Annotated in this window: 17 protein-coding genes, 1 pseudogene and 1 riboswitch; of the genes and pseudogenes, 2 read left to right on the top strand and 16 right to left on the bottom strand. The window is 40.7% G+C overall.

Features of this window, described 5'->3' with window-relative positions; all coding sequences use genetic code 11:
- On the top strand, positions 1-355 hold a 355-nt coding region (locus tag LJE11_RS16060), incomplete at its 5' end, for a hypothetical protein (RefSeq protein WP_227296225.1).
- Between the two features lie 412 nt (positions 356-767).
- Here LJE11_RS16060 and LJE11_RS16055 read toward each other — a convergent pair.
- From LJE11_RS16055 to LJE11_RS16040, 4 genes are all read right to left on the bottom strand, one after another.
- Complete coding sequence (locus LJE11_RS16055) at positions 768-2195, bottom strand: glycoside hydrolase family 1 protein (RefSeq protein WP_059086639.1); 1428 nt, start codon at positions 2193-2195, stop codon at positions 768-770.
- Between the two features lie 70 nt (positions 2196-2265).
- Positions 2266-4152 carry a beta-glucoside-specific PTS transporter subunit IIABC gene (locus LJE11_RS16050; RefSeq protein ID WP_008705777.1) on the bottom strand — a complete coding sequence of 629 codons (1887 nt, stop codon included), beginning with the start codon at positions 4150-4152 and terminating at the stop codon, positions 2266-2268.
- 123 nt (positions 4153-4275) lie between these two features.
- Positions 4276-5127 carry a BglG family transcription antiterminator LicT gene (gene licT, locus LJE11_RS16045; protein WP_015526343.1) on the bottom strand — a complete coding sequence of 284 codons (852 nt, stop codon included), beginning with the start codon at positions 5125-5127 and terminating at the stop codon, positions 4276-4278.
- Between the two features lie 550 nt (positions 5128-5677).
- Complete coding sequence (locus LJE11_RS16040; protein ID WP_008705781.1) at positions 5678-5881, bottom strand: hypothetical protein; 204 nt, start codon at positions 5879-5881, stop codon at positions 5678-5680.
- A 746-nt stretch (positions 5882-6627) separates the two neighbouring features.
- Here LJE11_RS16040 and LJE11_RS16035 point away from each other — a divergent pair.
- Positions 6628-7837: pseudogene (locus tag LJE11_RS16035) on the top strand (IS256 family transposase).
- A 367-nt stretch (positions 7838-8204) separates the two neighbouring features.
- Here LJE11_RS16035 and LJE11_RS16030 read toward each other — a convergent pair.
- The 12 genes from LJE11_RS16030 to LJE11_RS15975 form a co-directional block, all read right to left on the bottom strand.
- Complete coding sequence (locus LJE11_RS16030) at positions 8205-9131, bottom strand: cation diffusion facilitator family transporter (RefSeq protein WP_165858284.1); 927 nt, start codon at positions 9129-9131, stop codon at positions 8205-8207.
- 305 nt (positions 9132-9436) lie between these two features.
- Positions 9437-9543, bottom strand: a riboswitch (NiCo riboswitch).
- Positions 9544-9655: 112 nt separating this feature from the next.
- Positions 9656-11065, bottom strand: coding sequence for an MATE family efflux transporter (locus LJE11_RS16025; protein ID WP_055060599.1), 1410 nt, complete (start codon positions 11063-11065; stop codon positions 9656-9658).
- A gap of 497 nt (positions 11066-11562) precedes the next feature.
- Complete coding sequence (locus LJE11_RS16020) at positions 11563-12423, bottom strand: carbohydrate ABC transporter permease (protein WP_055058736.1); 861 nt, start codon at positions 12421-12423, stop codon at positions 11563-11565.
- A complete protein-coding gene (locus LJE11_RS16015) occupies positions 12423-13475 on the bottom strand; it encodes a carbohydrate ABC transporter permease (protein ID WP_022380862.1) in 1053 nt (350 codons plus the stop codon). Before LJE11_RS16015 ends, LJE11_RS16020 begins: the two co-directional genes overlap by 1 nt.
- Before the next feature lie 156 nt (positions 13476-13631).
- Positions 13632-14873 (bottom strand): ABC transporter substrate-binding protein, encoded by a 1242-nt coding sequence (locus LJE11_RS16010; protein WP_416386421.1) that lies wholly within the window; start codon positions 14871-14873, stop codon positions 13632-13634.
- Positions 14874-15307: 434 nt separating this feature from the next.
- A complete protein-coding gene (locus tag LJE11_RS16005) occupies positions 15308-15922 on the bottom strand; it encodes an ECF transporter S component (RefSeq protein ID WP_008705795.1) in 615 nt (204 codons plus the stop codon).
- Positions 15923-16308: 386 nt separating this feature from the next.
- A complete protein-coding gene (locus LJE11_RS16000; RefSeq protein ID WP_019160940.1) occupies positions 16309-17481 on the bottom strand; it encodes an NAD(P)-dependent malic enzyme in 1173 nt (390 codons plus the stop codon).
- Positions 17482-17679: 198 nt separating this feature from the next.
- On the bottom strand, positions 17680-19467 hold the full coding sequence (locus LJE11_RS15995) for a DUF4179 domain-containing protein (protein ID WP_120062706.1): 1788 nt from the start codon (positions 19465-19467) through the stop codon (positions 17680-17682).
- Positions 19451-20101: an RNA polymerase sigma factor gene (locus tag LJE11_RS15990; RefSeq protein WP_118510213.1), complete on the bottom strand. Its 651-nt coding sequence runs from the start codon at positions 20099-20101 to the stop codon at positions 19451-19453. Before LJE11_RS15990 ends, LJE11_RS15995 begins: the two co-directional genes overlap by 17 nt.
- A 173-nt stretch (positions 20102-20274) precedes the next feature.
- Positions 20275-20787, bottom strand: a complete 513-nt coding sequence (locus tag LJE11_RS15985; RefSeq protein WP_120062707.1) for an HD domain-containing protein — start codon at positions 20785-20787, stop codon at positions 20275-20277.
- Positions 20788-20907: 120 nt separating this feature from the next.
- Complete coding sequence (locus LJE11_RS15980) at positions 20908-22065, bottom strand: FprA family A-type flavoprotein (RefSeq protein WP_120062708.1); 1158 nt, start codon at positions 22063-22065, stop codon at positions 20908-20910.
- 177 nt (positions 22066-22242) lie between these two features.
- Positions 22243-22944, bottom strand: a complete 702-nt coding sequence (locus LJE11_RS15975) for a hypothetical protein (protein ID WP_120062709.1) — start codon at positions 22942-22944, stop codon at positions 22243-22245.
- Positions 22945-23028 lie beyond the last annotated feature (84 nt).

The following is a 23028-nucleotide window of genomic DNA, read 5'->3' as shown; positions in this document are numbered from 1 at the left end:
CGTTTCTTATTCTCTTGGTATCAATGCAATTAATTTCACCTACGAATATGTCAATAGAAAATTTGTTCCGACAAGCAGATATGGCTCCTATAAAGAAATATATTCCGCAGACGGAAGCAGCCGATATTTCACAGTAAACAGTGATCTTCCGGCATATGCCAGACCAGGCGCTACTGCGGTGAACACAACACTGAAAACCGGATCATTAACAAAAATCATTAAATGCGCACTCATAAATCGAAAGATGTATATTCAGTTAGAATGCGATGGAGAAATCTATTGGATTAAAGCGCTGGAAAATCCACCGATTTCTGATAGCAAAAGACAATTTATGGAAGTTAGATATGCAGGATGATATCATCGAAAAAAAAGTTTCATACTCCCATAATATCAGGAATAAGCTCGCCTGCACCTTTCAGTTTAAAACCCTGAAAACAGGTTCTGTCCTCGATAACTAATGACATATTTTATATCAGTTTTTCTGTTTACACAAAACTTGAAACGCTCTCATACATAATGCAGCTATGGCACAAAATACACATCCCCATATAAGTATCGCTACCTGCAGTACTTTTTCATCCGGCATAAAAAACACTCCTCACATTCGTCACTTACAATAAGTATTACACTTTACCGTGTAAAAGTCAACCTTCCAAAAAAATCCCGGAGTACATTGTCATACTCCAGGATTTTGTCGTCAACCGGATAAAAGCAACCGCATTCGCTACATAATTCTACACCAGATAACTGCTTCGCAGTTGATTCAGTTAAAGCTCTTCCCCGCAGGATTCAATCACTTTTTTGTACCAGTAAAAAGAATCTTTGCGGATTCTAGAAAAGTCTCCAGTCCCGTCATCATTTTTATTTACATAGATAAGACCATAACGCTTCTTGAATTCTCCAGTGGAGGCACTGACAAGATCTGTACAGCCCCAGCAGGTGTAGCCGATCAGATCTACTCCGTCATGGATTGCTTCCTTCATCTGCTCTATATGGCGGCGCATATATTCAATACGGTAATCATCGTGAATCTTTCCATCCTCTGTCAGCTGATCCACCGCCCCAAGACCATTTTCCACGATCATGATCGGAATCTGATAGCGGTCATAGATCTGGTTCAGAACATAGCGAAGACCAGTTGCATCGATCTGCCAGCCCCAGTCGGAAGCTTTCAGATATGGATTTTTCAGATTGTCACTTCCATTTCCGGCCGTTTTCTCTCCGTCCTTTGTCACGCTGACACAGCTACTGGAATAATAGCTGATAGTGAAAAAGTCCACCGTACCCTTCTTGAGGATCTCTTTATCCTCCTGAAGAACCTCCAGCTGGATTCCGTGCTCCTCAAAGTATCTCGCTGCAAATCCCGGATAATATCCTCTTACATGAACATCACCGGCAATGGAATTGTGGATCTGCCCAAACTGCTGTGCATATAAGATATCATCCGGATGGCAAGTATATGGATAACCATTGTGATAAGCAAGCATACAGCCAAGCATAAACTCCGGATCAATCTCATGAGCCATGGAAACTGCAAGTGCACTTGCTACCAGCTGGTGATGCATTGCCTGATAACGGCTCTGCTCACATACATCCTTCGGGTCCAGCATTCCTGCACAGAATACCGCCCCAAAGTCCTGCGTCAGCATATTGATCTCATTAAAAGTCAGCCAGTATTTTACCTTACCTTTATATCTCTCAAATAAAACCTTTGCAAATCGAAGATAGAAATCGATCATCTTACGATTTTTCCATCCGCCATACTCCAGAGAAAGATGAAGGGGATTCTCATAATGAGAGATCGTTATCAGCGGCTCAATGTTATATTTTCTCAGTTCGTCGATCACATTGTCGTAGAACTTAAGGCCTTCCTCATTTGGAGTTTCCTCATCCCCATTTGGGAACACTCTGGACCAAGAAATAGAAAAACGATATACCTTAAATCCCATCTCTGCAAAAAGAGCAATATCCTCTTTCCAGTGATGATAAAAATCAGTCGCCTGGTGATTGGGATAAAATTCTTCCGGTAACGGTGCCGGCGGTGTAAGACGACGTTCCTTATCCACACTTCCTCCTGTCAGGATATCTGCAATGGACGGGCCTCTGCCATCCTCATCCCAACCGCCTTCATACTGGTTTGCAGCAGTTGCTCCGCCCCAGAGAAAGTTTTCCGGCATACGATTATAATTTTTCATATTTTAATTTTCTCCTTTTTACAAACATCAGGCGGATCTGTTATCTCCGCCTGATGTTTCGTTGTTATTCTTATACAATAGTCAGGAATTTATCTCCTGCATTTACAGCTGCATCTTCTTTTTCCATGCATACTGCTTTGATATAATCAGAAATATTGGTCACAACAACCGGTGTGATCAGATCATATCCTTCTTTCTTAATGGCATCCATATCGAATTCCACAAGAAGCTTTCCTTTTTTTACCTTATCTCCATCAGAAACATGGGATTTAAAATATTTGCCATTTAAATTTACAGTATCAAGTCCGATGTGGATCAGAATTTCTGCTCCACTTTCTGTCACAAACATGATTCCATGTTTACTGTCCATGATATTTGCCACCGTACCATCTGCCGGTGCATAAACCTTACCTTCTGATGGAACGATTGCTGCTCCGTCACCTAAAACCTTATCAGCAAAAGTTTTATCCGGAACATCGGAAAGTGCTTTTACAGTTCCTGCTACCGGTGCACAAAGCTCGATCTTGTCTACAAGCGGAACACTCTGCTGTGCAGGCTGTTTTTCTGTATCTGTGTTCTGTACTTCATCCTCTGTCTCAGCCTTTACATCCTCAAATCCGAAGATAAGCGTAAGAACAAAAGCAGCTACAAAAGATACCACGATCATAATGATTCCATAAATCAGATTGCTTAATCCCTTCTCGCCGATAAACGCCGGGATCGCCATGATACAATTCTGTGCAATGTAAAGAGAAACCTGAAGAAGTCCTCCTACGATACCACCGATTCCGGCTGCGATGGAAGCTGCTACAACCGGTCTTTTCAGTTTCAGTGTAACACCATACAGAGCAGGCTCTGTGATACCCATAAGAGCGGAAACACCGGCTGCACTTGCCAGCTGTTTCATGTTGCTGTCCTTGGATCTTACAGCTACTGCAAGAGAAGCTCCGGACTGTGCAAGGTTAGAGCATACCTGAGATACAAAAATCAGTGTATCGGTACCACCGGTTGCAATGGCATTCAGTCCGATCGGTGTCAGCGCATGGTGCATACCGGTCATAACGATGAACGGGAAGGTTGCTGCAAGGATACCTACAATAATGAAACCAAGTTTTACGGACAGGAAGTTGATGGCTACCGCAAGTCCGTTACCAATAATTGTTCCGATCGGTCCAACTACGATCAGGGCGATCGGTGCACTGATCAGAATTACCAGTGTCGGGTTCAGGATCAGTTTTACCATTTTCGGTGTGATCTTATCAACCAGAATCTCAATATAATGTGTGATCCATACCATCAGGATAACCGGAATAACGGAATAAGAATAAGTTGCTTTTGTGATCGGCAGACCAAACAGTGTGATGGCCGCATCACCAGCTACCATAGTTACAAAGGTAGGGCTTAAGTAAACACCGGCAATAAACAGCGCCAGTGACTGGTTCACGCGGAAAACCTTGGCAGCATTTGCTGCAATCAGGAACGGCATGAAGTAGAAAGTAACATCTCCGATAAAACTGATCACCTGGTAGGTACTGCTTGTTTCTGATACCAGATGAAAAGTTGTCAGCAGGCTAAGTACAACTTTGATCATACCAGCTGCAGTCAGGGCAGGGATCATCGGGGTCATACATCCGGTGATGGCATCGATAACTTTTGAAACAACACTCTTTGAGCTGTCAGAGTTCGCTGCCGGTGCATCATCGGTAGGAACGCCTTTGTCTTCCAATGCCTTGTAAACAGCGTTTACTTCGTTTCCTGCAATAACCTGGAACTGATCTTCATGCCAGTTAACGCCGGAGATCTCAGAAAGCTTTAAGATCTCTTTCTCGTTGATCTTCGATCTGTCTTTCACATAGAAACGAAGCCTTGTCATGCAGTGGAACAGACGGGTGATATTATCTTTTCCGCCCAGCGCTGCAATCAGTGTGTCTGCAGTTTTTGCATAGTCCTTTTTCATTTGGGGACCTCCTTTAATAATAAATATTGAAATTTATATTAAAGGTCTTGCCTGAAAAGATACGCACATGGCACGTATTTCAGTAACAATCCATTAACACCTAATTTATAAAACAATCTCTTTTCACAGATTTTTCAGACGTTTATGGTCTTCTGTGATCTTCTGGATATGAATCGTCAGATACAGCATTTCATCCTCAGTCATAGCGTATTTATATTCCTCTTCCATCATAAGATAGATCATTTTTACACAGCCGTAAGCTTCTCTGTACTGCTCCTTAATGATCTTGAAAAGCTCCTGATTCTCATCATAGTGAAGCTCTTTATGAAGGAATCTCTGGGCAAAATATTTCAGATGCGTGAGAAACCGCTGATAATACAGATTATCCTCCTGAAATTCCATATTGTCATAATACTTCTCCACGATGTCCAGGATCTGATGTACGATAATGGAAATCTGATAGCTGTCCGTCTTGCCGCCATCTTCCGCATTCACAAAATGCAATGCAAAAAATCCTGCTTCATCTGCAGAAAGATCTACCTCGAACATCTCATTTACCTTTTTCAGTAATTCCAAGCCGATCTCATATTCCTTATGATAAAGCTGCTTGATATCCAGAAGCAGCATATTCTGAAGGCGGATCCCGTTTTCAAGTCTGGAGATCGCACCCATGATATGGTCGCTAAGGGAAAAATAAATACTGTCATTTAATTTCATCCCCTCTTTTTCCTTCACATCATTTACAAAAGCTTCCACAAAATCCAGATATTTTTCCGGAATAGCAGTCAGATAACCCTGTATCTCCTTGCTGATCTGGGCATTTTCCGCAGTAAAGATTTTCTCGATCCTGGACTCCTCCACTTGCTGTCCTTTCTTTTTCTGAAAGGCAATTCCGCAGCCCTTTACAATAACTTCATGTCCCTGTCCATCCCTGGACAGTATCAGATTATTATTCAAAATCTTATGGATAACCATAGTCCTGTTCCCCCGCTGCCAAACAAATAAAAAAAGACCATTACAGTATATAGAAAACCTATTCCTATACTACTATAAGGTCTTGCCTGACGATAAATAAATATTTCAGTAACAATCCTTCTGATTCGTAACTATTTAATAACTGTACGTAATAATATCAGAAAAAATATATGTTGTCTATCTGGAATATTTAATAAAATATTTATAATATTTTTGTGAACTTTGACAAAATCCCCTGATGATCCTGCCATACGGATCAACGGGGGATTTTCTGTTCAGCTTTTTATTCTTCAGATCTCTTTTCCCTTTGTCGCAACGGCATGTACAACAAACGGTACAAACAATGTAATAAACGCCGCATATCCAAGGTATGCATACCATCTATATGTATGGGCAAGAGATCACTTATTTTTGCTTTGTCTATACATCCCAAAAACGAAAAAATTTCCCTAAAAACGACCTGATTTTCCCAAAAACAAATAAAATCCCCAAAAACATATAAATTGTGTAATTGGGAAATAATGTTTGACTTTCTTAAAAAACCCAGTATTTATGCGGCTTTTGGCATAGTGAATTTCGCATTGTTTGTAATTTCATATGTGGCATCATAGAAATACCACATGTTCTCTGCATCATTATATTCTCCTTTGCTTGTATCAGCGGATAACTTTTTCACCTCATCCGGTGTCATTTTAATTGGCAATGTGACTGCAATCTTATCTTTTAAGAGCTGCTGTCCAGCAACAGTTTTCACTTCTGTGATTTCATAAATAACTGTATTCTTATACCACAGTCTTCAATCTGAATCAATGGCAAGGGCTTACGCCGGCAAATATGCCCCATTGACACAGTTTCAGTCTGTTGTATAAAATGAGCAAGCAGAACAAGAAGATGTTCTGCTAACGCTATATCATTCATGATTGTTTAGCTTTGTAATGAGGATGTTAGTATTAGGTTATAAAGCATTTCAGTGTTCTTACAGAATATGGGTTTTAGAGCGGATGCCAAAGTACAATTTAACATTGCTACATGCCACATTCCATATTTTATGAAGAAAAATAAGAAAATTACAGATTAAATATATAACATAAAGACTTTCTTATAAAAAAGTGGTAATATGCCATAATCAAATAAAGACAGTGCTGACAGCCACTTTCAGCGGTACCACTTTTTTCTTATTCTGCCATATTTGTGGTATATTACGGTTTTAGAGTGAATGATTCTTCTATTTTGTAACATTGAAAAAGTCATTTATGGATCAGTGTAAATAATACAAAATAAAAGAACTGATGGCCATATGCATGAAGCAGTGATATAATTACCAGCTCTTTTAGTGTCTGTATCGTATTAACACAGTTTCTACCTATTACAAAGAGAAAAATGAAATCTCTTGCAAATAGTTATTCGGTAGTGTAAAATAGTTTGTGTTTTTGGTAAAAAATAACTCCTTTTTGGTAAGAATTCAGATATGACAATTCTTATCGAAAAGGAGTATTTTTTATGGCAGTTGCAAAAGAACAAATTCGACAGATCCTCTCAGAAAACAACATTAATAGCGTTTATATACACGCTTCTGAAAGACAGTTTCAAGGATATCCTGCAGGAGCTGATGGAGGCAGAACTGGATGCAACTCCTGGCTACGAGAAAAACCATAAGGGAGATCTACAGACAGACAATAAAAGAAATGGTCATTCTACAAAAAACTTAAAGAGTCAATACGGTGAATTTCAAATCGACGTACCAAGAGACCGTAACGGTGAGTTTGAACCAAAACTCATCCCTAAATACCAGAGAGATATTTCCGGGATTGAGGAAAAAGTGATCTCTTTATATGCCCGTGGTATGAGTACACGTGACATCCACGACCAGCTCCAGGATCTTTATGGAATTGAGCTATCAGCTGAAATGGTCAGCAAGATCACAGACAAGATACTTCCTCAGGTTAAGGAATGGCAGTCCCGTCCTCTGAACCCGGTTTATCCGTTTGTCTTTATGGACTGTATTCATTATAAAGTACGTGAGGATGGCAGAATCCTGAGTCGTGCTGCGTATGTAGTTCTTGGCGTTACAGTGGAGGGATACAAAGATATCCTCAGCATCACAGTAGGCGCAAATGAAACCAGCAAGTTCTGGCTTGGGATGCTTAATGATCTTAAGAACCGCGGAGTAAAAGATGTCCTTTTCTTCTGTGTGGATGGTCTTCCGGGTTTTAAAGAAGCTATTCAGGCAGTTTATCCGCAGGCAGAGATCCAGAGATGTGTGATCCATATGCTACGCAATTCTTTCAAATATGTAAATTATAATGATCTGAAAAAGTTTTCCTCAGATTTCAAAGAAGTGTACAATGCTCCGAACGAAACAGCCGCTTTAACAGAGCTGGAGAACATGAAAGAAAAATGGGGGAAGAAATATCCGTACGCGATCAGTAACTGGGAAAATAATTGGGAAGATGTAAGTTCCTTTTTCCAGTTTTCTAATGATATCAGACGCATTATGTACACGACAAATATCATAGAAGGATTGAACCGCCAGTATCGGAAAGTCACGAAAACGAAAAGCGTATTCCCAAGCGATTCTGCATTGGAAAAGATGCTGTATCTTGCCAGCGAGAACGTAGTCAAAAAGTGGACGCAGAGATACCGGAACTGGGATCGGGTATTGAATCAGCTGATAGTCCTTTACGGAGAACGGCTTACTGCTTATCTGTAAGAGAAAAGAAAAGCAGGAATGGGGAAGCTCTTTTAAGCCCCTCATTCCTGCTTTCTGTCTATTCCTTCGGCATTTATATTATTGCCAGAAATTTCCGATCCTATTCCAGAGGTCGGGTGTGGGCAGAGCCCACAAAAGGCAATAATCATGATGCATTACTTGTCATGCAAAAAAATCGAAAATGATGTATATAATTTTCCTACATGGCAATACTGTAAGTACAAAGATATATTCGACAGCCGCATAATCATTAATTCGACAGCAAAATTTTACATATCTATTTCTTATCAGAAAGATTTACTTTCCATAGACACAAGAATTTTTACACCCTCGCCCAGATTATACTTCGGACAGTCTCGCTTTTTATTTACTCATTCACCGGATTCACATGAACCATGCAGTGTTTTACGTCTTTAAAATTTTTCTCTATAGTATGATGAACATTCTCTGCAACGTCATGTGCCTCATTCAGTGGAATCTCACCATCTGCTGAGATTTCAATATCCACATACATCTTAGAACCAAATAATCGTGTCTGGAGAAGGTCGATTCCCTTCACTCCTTTCACTCCCATGATCACTTCTCTCATGCTCTCTTCTGTTGCCTCATCGCAGGAATGGTCAACCATCTTATCAATTGCATCTCTGAAAATATCTACAGATGCTTTCACGATCAGTACACAGATTGCAACACTGGCAAGTGGATCCAGGATCGGGAATCCAAGTCTTGCACCAAGGATACCAATAAATGCACCAACAGAAGACATTGCGTCTGAACGATGGTGCCATGCATCTGCCATCAGTGCACCGGAATTTATTTTCTTCGCAGCACTTCTGGTATACCAGAACATCCACTCCTTCACTACAATAGAAACTACTGCTGCAATCAGTGCCAATGTTCCGGGAACTGCAATACTTGCTCCTGAAGTACTCTTAATAATGTTCTCAATTCCACTCATACCAATTCCGATACCGGTTGCCAGAAGCAATCCGGACAAAATAATAGAAGATACACATTCCATCCGCTCATGTCCATACTGATGCTCCTTATCAGATTTTTTACTGGATAAATTCACACCGACAATCACTACGAAAGTACTTCCCACATCAGATGCAGAATGAATCGCATCTGAGATCATAGCACCTGAATGTGCCACAATTCCGGCAAGTAATTTAAATAAGGAAAGTAACAGGTTTACTGCAATACTCACACCTGATACCTTCATTGCCACCTTATGTTCCCATGCAGGCTCTTCCTTCTTAGCTGTCGTGTTACTGTTTGTCTTGTCTGACATTGCTGTCATGTTTAATTTTTTTGTCTGTTCCATAACCAGGACCTCCTAAATTTTCTTTTCAAATATATAAGCTTTTGTACTTTCCTATATTTGAGTTTACAGGTTCTTCTTATGTCACATACATTGCGCCACAGTCAGAAAACATATTTCCTTTCTGTGACTTATCAAAGTGCGGTCTTACAGGGGTCTTTTTGTATTTCGGAACTGCACCTGTCTCAGAAAATCCTCCTAAAAAAATCCCTCTAAAAGAAAATCTTTCCAAAACATACTTTTCAGAAAACAAAAAGACACACCTGCGGAACATACACTGTCCCACAGATATGTCTGAAAATTTTCATATCTGCTGCCGCTTCGCGCGGCCCGGCCCCACGCCCTCGAGCATCTCGGGCATCGCCTGCTCAGTTTGTACTGTTGATCTCGCATTCTGTTGAATGTAATGCAGTGCAAAGAGAATATAAATATTTTTTCTGATAATACACTATAGTATATCGGTTAGTCAAGCCAAATGTTATTGAAAATTTTTATCATGATGAAACAATATTCTGCAGCCACACACCCTTCTTAACCAGCACAAATCCAATCACACACTTAATCAAATCTGCCAGCTGCACACATGCATAAATCACAAGCACATGAATCCCTGTATAACGACTCAGCACAAACGCGATCGGCACACTGACACACCAGATAAACACACTGTCAAACAGGAACGTAATAATCGTCTTTCCACCGGAACGCAGAGTAAAATAGGTTGCATGCAAAAACGCATTCTGCGGCATAAAGAATGCAGTGATCATAATCAGATACTTCGCCAGCTCCCTTGCCTCATCATTGGTATTATAAAGCATCGGAAACAGCGGCGCCATAACAAACATCACCATTGCCACACAGGTACAGCACATCACTGAGAACGCGATCATCTTGTTATCTGTATCTCTCGCTTTCTTCATATCTCCCGCACCCAGAAGCTGTCCCACAATAATCGCAACAGAATCTCCCAGCGCAATAAATACAATATTAAACACATTGTTGATGGTATTGGAAATATTCAGCGAAGCAACCACATTCAGCCCTCGAATCGAATAACACTGAGTCAGCATCGCCATGGCAGAAGCCCATAAAGTCTCATTAAACAACAGCGGTGTACCCTTGACCAGAATCTTCTTTGTCAGATTCGCAGGAACCTTAAGCGTGCTGTACAGCCCCTTTGCAAATGCATTCTTCTCCGTATGCCTGTGTGTCCAGCCTATTACAATTGCCGCCTCCACATAACGTGACAGCACAGTTGCGATTGCCGCACCTCTCACACCCAGTCTAGGGAAGAAAAATACACCATAAATCAGCAGGTAATTAAACAACAGATTCACACAGATTGCCACAACCCCGGCTTTCATTGGCAGAACAGTCTCTCCGCACTCTCTCAGAGTGCTGGAATAAATCTGCACCATCATAAACGGCGGCAATCCCAACAGCATAATATCCAGATACTGCTTTCCATACTTAAGCGTATCTGCAATCTGCTGCGCAGTACCCTCTCCCTGAAGATACATACTGATCAGATTCTCTCCAACAGTCAGAAACATCAAAATCGTTCCAATCGTCAGAATCACAGCCATCCAGAACTTATATCTGAATGTCTGCCTCACACCCTCGTGATCCTTCTGTCCAAAATACTGCGCCGTGAAAATACCCGCTCCGGATACCCCTCCGAAAATACACAGATTATAGACAAAAATCAGCTGATTCACAATGGAAGCCCCCGACATCTGCTCCGTACCGATCCGCCCGATCATAATATTATCCAGCAGACTCACGAAATTCGTGATTCCATTCTGGATCATGATCGGAACAGCCACAGCCAGAACCATCATATAAAACTTCCTGTCACCGATAAACTTCTTACGAAACGATGACCTTTCTTTTGTCCTCTCCATAAAACTTTTCCTCATCCTTCTTCACAAAAACAGACTGTCCCGAGACAGCCCTCGCCTTAAGCGTTGTATCACCTACATTACTATAAAACCCCCAACATTTCAACCCCATATCAATAAATTTATACTACCATTTTCTATTCCGTTTCTGTTCCGTTTTTTCTCCACTCCATATCCGATAACACACTTCCATACTATCATTCACAGTCCCAGCCAGTTCACAGCGAAGAAAAATAAATGTTTTTAACCACATCTACAGGGGGTGTAGCAACTCTTAGTCTTTGGGAATTTGCGTTATGTCAGAAAAATTCACTGTCTGAGCGAAGCGAGTTTGAATTTTTCTGGCATGGTTTTAGCAAATTTCCAAAGGCTTAGAGTTCCTGCCCCCGCAGCCGTGGTTCAAAACATTTATTTTTCTTCGCGTCCCCTTTGAAACCATAAAAAAGCTGTCGTCCCCAATAAATGAGGAAACGACAGCTATTCAAAAAGTATTTGCAAGCCTATTTAATAGCACCCTCAACCATACCATTCATAATCTGCTTCTGAGCAAGCAGGAATACGATGATCATCGGAATCATTGCCAGGAGTGCTGCAGTAAGGATCAGATCCCACTGCTTAACATAAGAACCAACAAACGCCTGTACAGCAACCGGAAGAGTCTTAACCTTACCATTCTGTCCTAACATCAGAGAAGGAAGAAGGTAATCGTTCCAGATCCACATACCATTCAGAATAGTAACAGTAACAATAACCGGTTTCAGAAGCGGAAGGATAATGCGGAAGAAAGTTCCCTCAGGAGAACATCCGTCAATCGCTGCTGCTTCTTCCAGTTCATATGGAATACCTTTAATAAAACCAGTTAAGATAAATACTGTCATAGCACCACCGAATCCACAGTATGCAAATACAATACCAGGAATAGACTGAAGCATATTGATTCCAAGGAATTTACCTACATCACGGAATGTAGAAACCAGAGGAAGCATAACTACCTGGAAAGGAATTGTCATGGATGCGATAAATGTCATGTAAATAGCCGTAGACCATTTTGTCTTGTTACGGCAGATAACCCATGCAGCCATACCGCCGAATAAAGCAAGTAATACAAGGGAAACAACTGTAATGATCGCAGATGTTCCGAATGCACTCCAGAAACTGAAGTTAGAGTTGTTGACAACGTTTGAAATATTTGTCTTAAACTGTGCAAAGCTTGCACCTGCAAAGCTTACAGGGTTGGCAACAATACCGTTTGCATTCTTAAATGTATTAATAAGTACCAGATAGAAAGGAGATAATATGTACGCTGCGATAACAATCGCAACAGCTGTAAGCACTACCTTTGGAGTTTTCTTCGTAACCATTACATTTCAACCTCCTTCTTATTGGAAATTCTAACCTGAATAATAGATACAGCAGCCAGGATAATGAAGAACAGAATAGCTTTCGCCTGACCAAGTGCATAATTGTTCTTGGAGATCGCTGTATTATAAATATTCAGAGCCAGCATCTGAGTACCGTTTGTCAGATAGTTTCCGAAGAAACTTGTGACAGAACCTGTACCATTTGTCAGAGCCATGTTAACATCGAACTGTTTGAATGCAGATGTTAAGGTAAGGAATGTACAGATTGTAATTGTAGCTGCGATCATCGGAATCTTGATCTTAAATAATGTTGTAACAGCATTTGCGCCATCGATCTGAGATGCTTCCAGTACATCTTTAGGTACCTGTGTCAGACCTGTTACATAGATCAGCATGATATAACCTGCATACTGCCAGATATAAACAACGATGATAGCCATCATAGCTGTGTTTGTCTTTGACAGAAGTGAAATATTATTTGTCATCTTGATCAGTACGTTATTAAATACGAACTGCCATACATAACCAAGTACGATACCACCGATCAGGTTTGGCAGGAAATAGGAAGCTCTGAAGAATGAGAGTCCCTTAACCTTAGAGGTACAGAGTAAGGCCAGCATAAACGCTACTACGTTTACCAGAACCATGTTCAGAACTACAAACAGAATTGTGATGATCAGTGACCAGAGAAAACTTGGTTCATTGAACATTGCCTTATAGTTTGTAAATCCTACAAATCCTGTCATCTTGATTCCATTCCAGTCTGTAAAGGAATAAAACACACCAAGGCATAATGGAATAATAACTGTTACTACAAATGTAAATAACAATGGAAATACAAATATAAAGTTAACGATGCTTCTGTGATGTTTTAATGTCGGGAATAAATACATTCCCAGTAAAATGCCGATTGCACCAATGATCAGCGCCGGACCTCTCCAGCCAGCTCCGCTTCCGGAAATATCCTGGATCAATGATGCTGCCAGTAAAATAATACCGGCGATCAAGCATACCATGGAAATTGCTTTTTTACTAGCACTGTTTGTATTCATTTTGCCTCATCCTTCCTATTTTTTATTTCAAAGCAAAAATCAATGTGTCTTAGACTTTTTTGCGTACCTGAATAAAGGTCTGCCGGACCTTTACTCAGGTATGCAGCGCAAATAAAAGTGGGCGGCAACATAAGCGCCGCCCATAAGTTTCAATTATTAGTTTGCGTATGCACCCTGGATAACCTGTTCCAGTGTCTTAACGAATCCGGCTTCATCAAGGCTGCCAGATGCATAGTCAGCAAATACCTGACCTGTATAGTTCTGTGCAAGTCCTTCTTTCTGCTCTAACCAATGCCAAGCAGATGTCTTTCCAGCAGATACATAATCAGTGATTGTCTGAGCAAATGGATCATCACCAACGATTGTGCAGGACTTGAACGGGCTTACGAAACCAGCTTCTTTAACAAGAACTTCCTGAGCTTCATCTGTTGTCAGCCACTGAAGGAATGCTTCTGCTGCTTCTACATTACCATCTTTATATACTGACCACCAGGATGGAGAGTTTGTAAGGATTGTATCAATTCCATCTTCAAATGCGTATGGAATCATACCAACTTCGAAATTACCAGCTTCTTTATAAGCATCTGCATCATCACCTGTCATAGTTGCACCGATCCAGGAGCCCTGAGTAACGAATGCATATTTACCAGATGAGAAGTTAAGGATCTGCTGATCATATGTACCGGATACAAGAAGTGCCGGATCTGAATACTGATTCAGAAGACCTACAAAGTTAGCGAAATCTGTTAAACGATCTTCGTCAACCTTACCGCCATCATTGAGCATATCAATATAAGTAGTGTCATCTCTGTCAAGACCTGAATCCAGATAGTTTCCAAATAAGTGGTTACCTGTTGACCAGTAAAGGTTAACTGGTTCTGCTGCATAACCTACAACTGCTGTCAGTCCAAGCTCATCTTTCTTGGAATCAATTGTCTCAAATGCTTCTTTGATTGCATCAGGACCTGTTAATGTAGAAGGATCAATTCCTGCTTTGTCAAGGATGTCTTTGTTATAAGCAAGACCGATTGCTTCTGTTGTATATGGGAAACCGATTGTACCCTGCTTTTCATCAACATAAGCTGCATCTGTGTCAGAAGCCCATTCCTGATCACTCATATCTACTAAAAGGTCTGTCCAGTTAGCGAAGTCTGTAGCACCACCGTTTACGAAGATGTCAGGCATATTATCTGACTGATAGTATCCTTTCAGAGTACCCTGGATATCGATTCCGCCGCCCATGGATTCGATTTCTACTTTAGTTCCTGTTTCTTTCTCATACATTTCAGCTAATTTCTTCAGCTGAGCGTCAACTTCGATCTTACCGTTTACAAGACGAATACTGTCACCGTCTGCTGCCTGTACGGATACTGCTGCCGGAACCATTGATGCGATCATAGATACTGCTAAAAGTGTTGCAAATACTTTTTTCTTCATTTTCGTCACCTCGTCATTTTTTTAACTGTTTCTTTTTACCTTTTGCGCATAAGGTTTTTTGATAGTTGTATAATACCACTTTGTTTCTGAAATAGCAATACCTTTTTCGCATAAGTTTGAATTTTTTTATCTTTCTTTTTCGTCATTTGTTAAATATGCACAATTTATTTTTTCTATCTTATTACACTATGTCCAAAAAAGTGCTACTTTGAGGTCAAAAAAGTGCATACTCTTTGAATTGTATCCTATGGCTTGTGCATGTTTTTCCTTCGTCAGACAAGTAAAAACTTCTGCGCAGAACATTACGGAATAATTTCCTGTAACATAATAAAACAGCATTTCAGGTTCTGCACCCGAAATGCTGTTTTATTATGTCTTATTCATTTTGTTTCCGTTTATGCTGCCTGTTCTTTTTTCTTACCGGTAACTGTAAGCAGATGACTTTTGATCAGTACCGGACGTACTGCATTGTAGATCACTGCTACCAGAATCACCGAAACAACTGCATTGAATAATGTCGCTACAGCACTCATTTTTGCAAGTGCCTGTGCCAGTTCCTGAGGCTGTCCGAGAATATACTGTTTGTAGAAATATCCTACGATCGGATCTGCCACAACATTAAACGCGAGACCTGCTACAGAGGCAATCACACTCCATTTGAAAACGTATTTCTTATCTGTACTTTCATTAATCTTTGCAATCTTATGTGCTACCAGACCTGTGATCAGGCCAATACAGAATTTCAGTACAAATGTCTTTGGTGCGCCTGTGATATATACAGGATCCATCAGGTCTGCGATTCCCATTCCGATGGCACCGGATAATCCGCCGTATACACCGCCGATCAGAAGTGCTGCCAGTACGCAGAATGCATTTCCGATATGGATGGATGTTGCATCACCGCCCGGTACAGGGATCTTAATCTGCAGGAATGTAAAAGATACATAGCATAACGCAGCCATAAGAGCTGTCTCTGCAAGTTTTGTAATTGTGCTGTTCTGAGTATTCATAATAACTGTCCCCTCTCATATGATCTGATAGAAAGCTCATATCAATAAGCCAGATTGCCTGTTTGATTCTCACTATCAGATTTTTATATATTGACGCATCAATATGTTGAAGTTATCATACGCGAAATGTGTCATTATTTCAATGACCAATTTTTTGAATTTTTTAGAGGTCAGATTGAATATTATGTAAAAGAATCCTGCTTGCAGGATTCTCCGCCTGCGGCGGGTCGCTTCAGCGACATAATTCCTCTCCGTCGCAGTGCGATCCTGCCCGGAGGGCCTTTTTGTGTTATAGGAACATTACGGAGTAATTTCCTATAACACAAAAAAGCCCTCCGTCTGCATGCTGCTCACATGAAAACAGAGGGCTTCATTATTCTATTTGCTTAAATCCTTGCTACGCCTGATTTTCTTGCTGCTTCTGCTACAGCTTTAGCTACAGCGTCTTTTACGCGTGGGTCAAATGCTGCCGGAAGAATATATTCCGCTGTTAATTCTTCGTCACTTACCAGACCTGCGATTGCATATGCTGCTGCAACTTTCATTTCATCGTTAACATCTGATGCTCTTGCGTCCAGTACACCACGGAAGAGTCCCGGGAAGCAGAGTACGTTGTTTACCTGGTTCGGGTAATCAGAACGTCCTGTGGATACCACTGCTGCGCCTGCTGCTTTTGCTTCATCAGGGAAAATCTCAGGTACCGGGTTTGCACATGCAAAGATGATAGGATCTTTTGCCATTGTGCGGACCATATCCTGTGTCAGTGTTCCAGGTGCGGATACACCGATGAAGATGTCTGCGCCTTTGATCACTTCTGCAAGAGTACCTTTCTCTTTGTTGAAGTTTGTGATCTTAGCCATCTCTTCTTTAATCGGGTTTAATCCTTCTCTGCCTTCGTAAATCGCACCTTTTCTGTCTGTCATGATTACATTCTTAAGTCCCATGGACATTAACAGTTTGATGATAGCGATACCTGCTGCACCGGCTCCGGAAGTAACGATCTTCACTTCGTCAAGCTTCTTTCCAACCAGTTTCAGCGCGTTGATAACACCTGCAAGTGTGATAACTGCTGTTCCGTGCTGGTCATCATGGAAGATCGGAATATCACAGCATTCTTTCAGTTTCTTTTCAATTTCAAAACATCTCGGTGCGGAAATATCCTCAAGGTTGATTCCTCCAAAGGATCCGGCCAGGAGGCTTACTGTCTTAACGATCTCATCAACATCTTTACTGCGGACGCAGAGCGGAATCGCGTCTACACCGCCAAATTCTTTAAAGAGTACACATTTGCCTTCCATAACAGGCATACCTGCTTCCGGTCCGATATCTCCCAGTCCAAGTACTGCAGTTCCGTCTGTTACAACAGCAACTGTATTCCAACGTCTTGTCAGATCATAGCTCTTGTTTACATCCTTCTGGATCTCCAGACAAGGCTGAGCAACACCTGGTGTGTAAGCAAGGCTTAAAGCATCTTTGGAATCTACTTTGGCTCTTGATACAACCTCAATTTTACCTTTTAAGTCATAATGCATTTTTAAAGATTCTTTTGCGTAGTCCATTTTGTTTTGGCTCCCTTCTGCACTCTTTTTTTGAGACGCCTACATTGTAACATTAACTTGGCTCAGATTCTACTGTTTTTCTGACCTTTTTTATCAAAATAATTAAAACATCATCTTTCTGCAGAAAATTGTGAAGATGCTGTTTCAGTTACGGAACTTTATCATCTGATATCAAGGACAAAAAGAAGCTTTATATCATTATTTATCTGTATCAAAATGTACTTCTGTGCCGGCAACTGCCCGTTCATCCAGGAGCTGTTTGAAGGTCCTGGTCTTTGCTTTTTCTTCGTAGTCATCGGACCAGTAGTAGCCTTTCAGCTCATCCATATACTCATAGTAGTCACAAAGATAAATATATACAGTGGAAATGTCTCTGTCCTGTATCGCATATGTGTTATTGCTGTTTGACACGCCTCCATATGGCATGATATCTCCATTGGCATCCAGCATAACTGCAAAATACTTTGCTTCCGGATCCTGCATTTTCATAGTGATCTCAAATGGTGTTTTCGTAATGGAGAGAACACCATCTCCATTTTCATCTACCACATTTACATCCTTTTTAACCGTATCGGAAGTATTTTTCTCTACATCTACGTTGAACTTCCAGTCACCCTTCAGTGTCCATGAGTTATATCTGTTATTACCTTCAATTGCCTCAGGATACCGTTCAAAATACTCATTCCACATCTCAGTGAAAAACTGATGTTCCAGATCCTTCTGTTCTTCTGTCAGGCTCTCATAATCTGCATCATCTGTGCTGATTCCATGCTCTGCCATTTTCTGATTATATTCATCCCGCAGATCCTGAGGGATATCCGGGGTAGTATCCTGGTCATCCGGAAGAGTACCCACAATATCTTTCAGATCCAGCTCCATGGCAAACCTGTCAGGTACTTTGATGTCTTTGACATAATCGCTGATTGCCGGACCTCCCACCTGAGGAAGGTTCTCATCACTGTATTCATCCATTCCCAGTGTCTGGGCTAACTTGTCAAAACTAAAGTCCTCAGAATCTACATCAATCCCTTTTTCTTTGAAAAATGCGTTACGCACCTCATAAAATTTTGTCCATCCTGCATCATCCACTGTCATATCTTCTACAGGAATACGCAAAACTCCTGCATAGGTGTTATCATCCAGCATTTTTCCATCCAGATAAGCATTGAACAGATTACTTTTTTCATCCATGTAATCATATTTCACTGTAGAATTCTCGCTGAGCTTAATATTGGGTTTTCCATCAGATGTAATGAATGTATCCGGGAATTTATCCTCTGTATGGATTGTCATGGACAGGTACAGAGCCATTTCATTACAGTATACTTCTGAAAGCGTGACAGTTGTTCCATCTACTGTTTTACTGTATGATTCATTGTCTTTCGTTTTATCTGCATTGTTATTTTCTGTTGTATTCTGATCCTCAGACTGAGCATTTTGAGAATTACTGCTGCCCTCCTGACTTCCATCAGCATCTGCAGACAGTGTATCTTCTGCAGATGCTGTCAGCTGCTTTGCGTATTTCGAATAATCACCATAAAATCCCAGGGAATTGCCGAGCTGCTTAAACACATTTCCGACCAGAGGAATGTTCTCTGCAAATGCAGGATTTGTGATACACACTGCGGAAAACACAGCTGCCGCTGCGGTCAGTCCCAAAGCTGTTTTGTACACTGTTTTGAATTTCTTATGCGATTTTACTGTTCCTGTGGATTTCTTTCCGGAACTTCCTGTTGATTTTTCTGTTGATTTTTCTGTTGATTTCTCTGGCAATCTTTGCACAATATTCTCTGCATTTTCCACATTTTCAGAAGCTGCTGCCATTTCCCTGATTCTGGCAAATGCTTCGTTTTTTGCATCTTCTGCCTGCTTTGGCAATGGAAAATCTGCCTGCATGATTTCCTCTATCGCATTATCATTTCTGTTATTCTTTTCTTTATCAAAATCCAACTTCTTCGCCATGATCACTTCATCCCTTTCTTGCACTTACCGTTATACTTCCTGCTGTTACCGATCCTGTTCTCATATTTCCATTCTGGTTTTCCGCAAGCTCTTCTGTTATACCTGTAAATTCTCTGTTTTTCTTTTTCTTCTGCTGCAGTCTTTCCTTCTGAATATTATCTTCTGCTGAAGTATATTCCTGCTTTAGCTGCACCCGGGCCCTGACCAGTCTGGTTTTTACTGTGTTTTCATTCATATTTAATATAGAAGCAATGTCTGCGATCCGAAATCCCTCTACATAATACAGAACCAGTATGATCCTGTAGGATTCATCCAGCATTCCAAGCATTTCCTTGAACTCAAATTCCTCAATGGACATATCCTGTCCGGGAACTTCCGGAAGTTCTTCGGCTCTGCTGAAGTTTTTATAATGTCTGTGGATTTTATTGCATTCATTGATCAGAATACGAATCATCCAGGTTTTAAAATATTCCGGATTCTTCAGTGTATGTATTTTTTCAAAGCAGGTAAGTATGGTATCCTGCATGGCATCTGCGGCATCCTCATCATTATCCAGGATTCCCCGCGCCACCTTGTACATTGCCAGAGAATTCTTTTCCATCAGTTCCAGAAATGCATCCGCATCTCCTGAAATGGAACGTTTTACCAACTGTATCAAATGCTGATCCTCCTTGCTTATATGTTTCTGTAAATGGTTTTCATTCGAATGAAGTTTTATTGTTTTTGTTTTACACTTATTAGATGGGAAAATGTAATGAAAAGTTTCAAAAAGCTGCCACTTTTTTGTGACAGCTTTTCAATGATTATTTTGATGTTATATTTTCATTCTGTTTATTTCTCTTCCTTAGCATTCAATCTCTTCTGATACATAGACTGGAGCAGGAATTTTCCTGTCTCTGTTTTGAATACTTTTTCCAGCATGTTTCTCACATTGTTTCCGGAGAAATTACTCTCATCTGCATTTACCAGATAATCTGCTTCTATCATAATCTGATAATCAATACCGTCGATTCCGGTTATTGTATGATGATGGCTTACAATATAAGAAACACGATCTACAAATTCTTTCGACATATCTGAATCTGCGAAAAATTCCTTTATCAGTGCCGCACTTTCTTCCTCCTGATGTTTACCGTTGGCATTTCCGTATTTTACTCTGCAGAGAGGGCAGGCAATGTCGTGGACAACCGCAGTCACCTCCACCAGCTTCTGCTGCTCCGGTGACAGATTTTCGCCTTCCGCGATTGTTTTTGCATATGCGTATACTTTCATGAAATGGTTGATGTCATGAAGATCTCCCTTGGAATACTCTACCATTTTCTTTATAACTTCTGCTACTGTCATGTTTTGTTCCTGCCTTTCTCTTACGGGTTTAGTTACTTGTACACTCCGTTCTCAGTAACCGGGTTTATCTTATTCTGAAAAACAGCAGAATCTTTCGATCCTGCTGTTTACAATTATCAATTATTTGCAGAGTTCCTCTGCCATGGCCTCAATCTCTGCTTCGTTTGCTTCGCTTAAGGAAGAAGTGATCTTTACATTATTTTCAAGCCATGTGATATTTTTACTCTTTTCAAACATTCCCTGCATGATTCTTGCTGCTGCAGGTGCCCAGCTTCCGTTTTCGATGAGACCGATGGTACGGTTCTGGTAGCTACGTTCTGTAAGGTTCTCAATGTAGGTACGCATAAATGGGAAAATATCTCCGTTGTATGTAATTGTGGCAAGTACCAGTTTACCGTAACGGAAAGCCTCTTCCACTGCTTCTGCCATGTCATCTCTTGCAAGGTCAAATACAGTTACTTTCGAGCATCCTTTTTCTTCCAGTTTCTGTGCCAGAAGTTCTACTGCTTTCTTTGTGTTTCCGTAAACAGATGTATAGGCGATCACAACACCTTCGCTCTCTACTTTGTAGGAGGACCAGATATCATATTTCTCAAGGTAATGTCCCAGGTTCTCTGTGAGGATTGGACCATGAAGCGGACAGATTGTCTGGATATCCAGAGTTGCGGCAGCTTTCAGAAGCTTCTGAACCTGTGCACCGTATTTTCCAACGATTCCGATATAGTAACGGCGTGCTTCGCAGTCCCAGTCTTCTTCTACGTCAAGTGCTCCGAATTTACCGAAACCGTCTGCTGAGAACAGAACCTTATCAGTACTGTCATATGTAACCATAACCTCCGGCCAGTGAACCATTGGTGCAAATACGAAAGTCAGCACATGTTTTCCAAGTGTCAGGCTGTCACCGTTTGCAACCACCAGCTTCTTTCCGTCCAGATTCAGGTTTCTGAAGAAATTTCCCATCATAGTGAAGGTCTTGGTATTTGCAACTACGGTTGTGTCAGGATATGCTTTCATGAAGTTCTCGATATTTGCGGCATGATCCGGCTCCATATGCTGTACTACCAGATAATCCGGTTTTGCACCGTCCAGGACTTTGGCTACATTTTCAAGCCATTCGTCTTTGAAATTAGCATCTACGGTATCCATAACTGCGATCTTTTCATCCATGATCACATATGAGTTATAGGACATACCGTTTGGCACTACATACTGACCTTCAAACAGATCTATCTGATGATCATTTACACCTACATAATAAATATCATTTCCGATTTTCATGATAACATGTTCCTCCTTAGCGATATCAGGGCCGGTCAAATCCGGTTAAAAATTCCAATTTTTTTATTTCTGAACCTATTATATCCACATTCATATCGTTCGTCAAGTTTCATTTTATCCTAAAATTTCACCCCTTAACTCATATATAAAAAGTAATACTGTCGTTTTATTTAATACTTATTCTGGTAAAATCCCATATTCCTTATATAACCGTTTTCGAGTCTCTGCATTTGTCACAACAGACTGTATTTCTGCACTTCTTCCATCCATAATCAGACGATTAAGTAAAGTGCTTAATCGTTCTTCGCCGATTGCTTCTCCAATCGCTATACCCTTTGCTTCTCCAATCGCTATGCCCTTTGCTTCTCCAATTGCCCTACCCCTTGCTTCTCCAATTGCTTTTGCCTCTGCTTCCGCCTCTTTTTGAAGCCGTTCGAGCCTTTCAGATTCCAGTTCAAGAACTTTTCCACCCATAATCTCACCTATTCCTTTCCGGACTGTTTTTTCATTCCTACATATATAGTCCGCTATTTTTATGATCAGTTTATTTAAATTCATGTATAAAACCGTCTTATCTGCTCCTGAAAGTTCTCTTTCCAAATTTATCCGGATTTCCTCATAGTCATTTAGCAAACTCTGGAACATTTCCGGATTCTCACTCATTTCATGAATATCCTTTTCATATCGCATAATATAAAACGGCAGAAGCATCAGTAAATTTTTTTCAAAAATACTGTTTCTCGTATATGTCTCCAATTTCATTGTCGGAACCCAATAATGTACTATTTTCTCATCCGAAAGTACCATCTCTATCTCCAGAAAATCCGGCGTATTCTTTCCGCTTCTCAAATATAATACGCAGGACTTTGGAAAATCCATCCTGTATTTGCGTCCCTGTTTCTGTGCATTGTGAACCTCACATGACTGAAGTCACGTGCTTCCAGACGCTTTAGGCGTCAGACT

The organism is Blautia sp. DFI.1.216, from assembly GCF_020594215.1.
GTDB classification, from domain to species: Bacteria; Bacillota; Clostridia; order Lachnospirales; family Lachnospiraceae; genus Blautia_A; species Blautia_A wexlerae.
The sequence above is the reverse complement of the archived record's forward strand: the minus strand, read 5'-3'. Positions and strand labels throughout refer to the sequence as shown.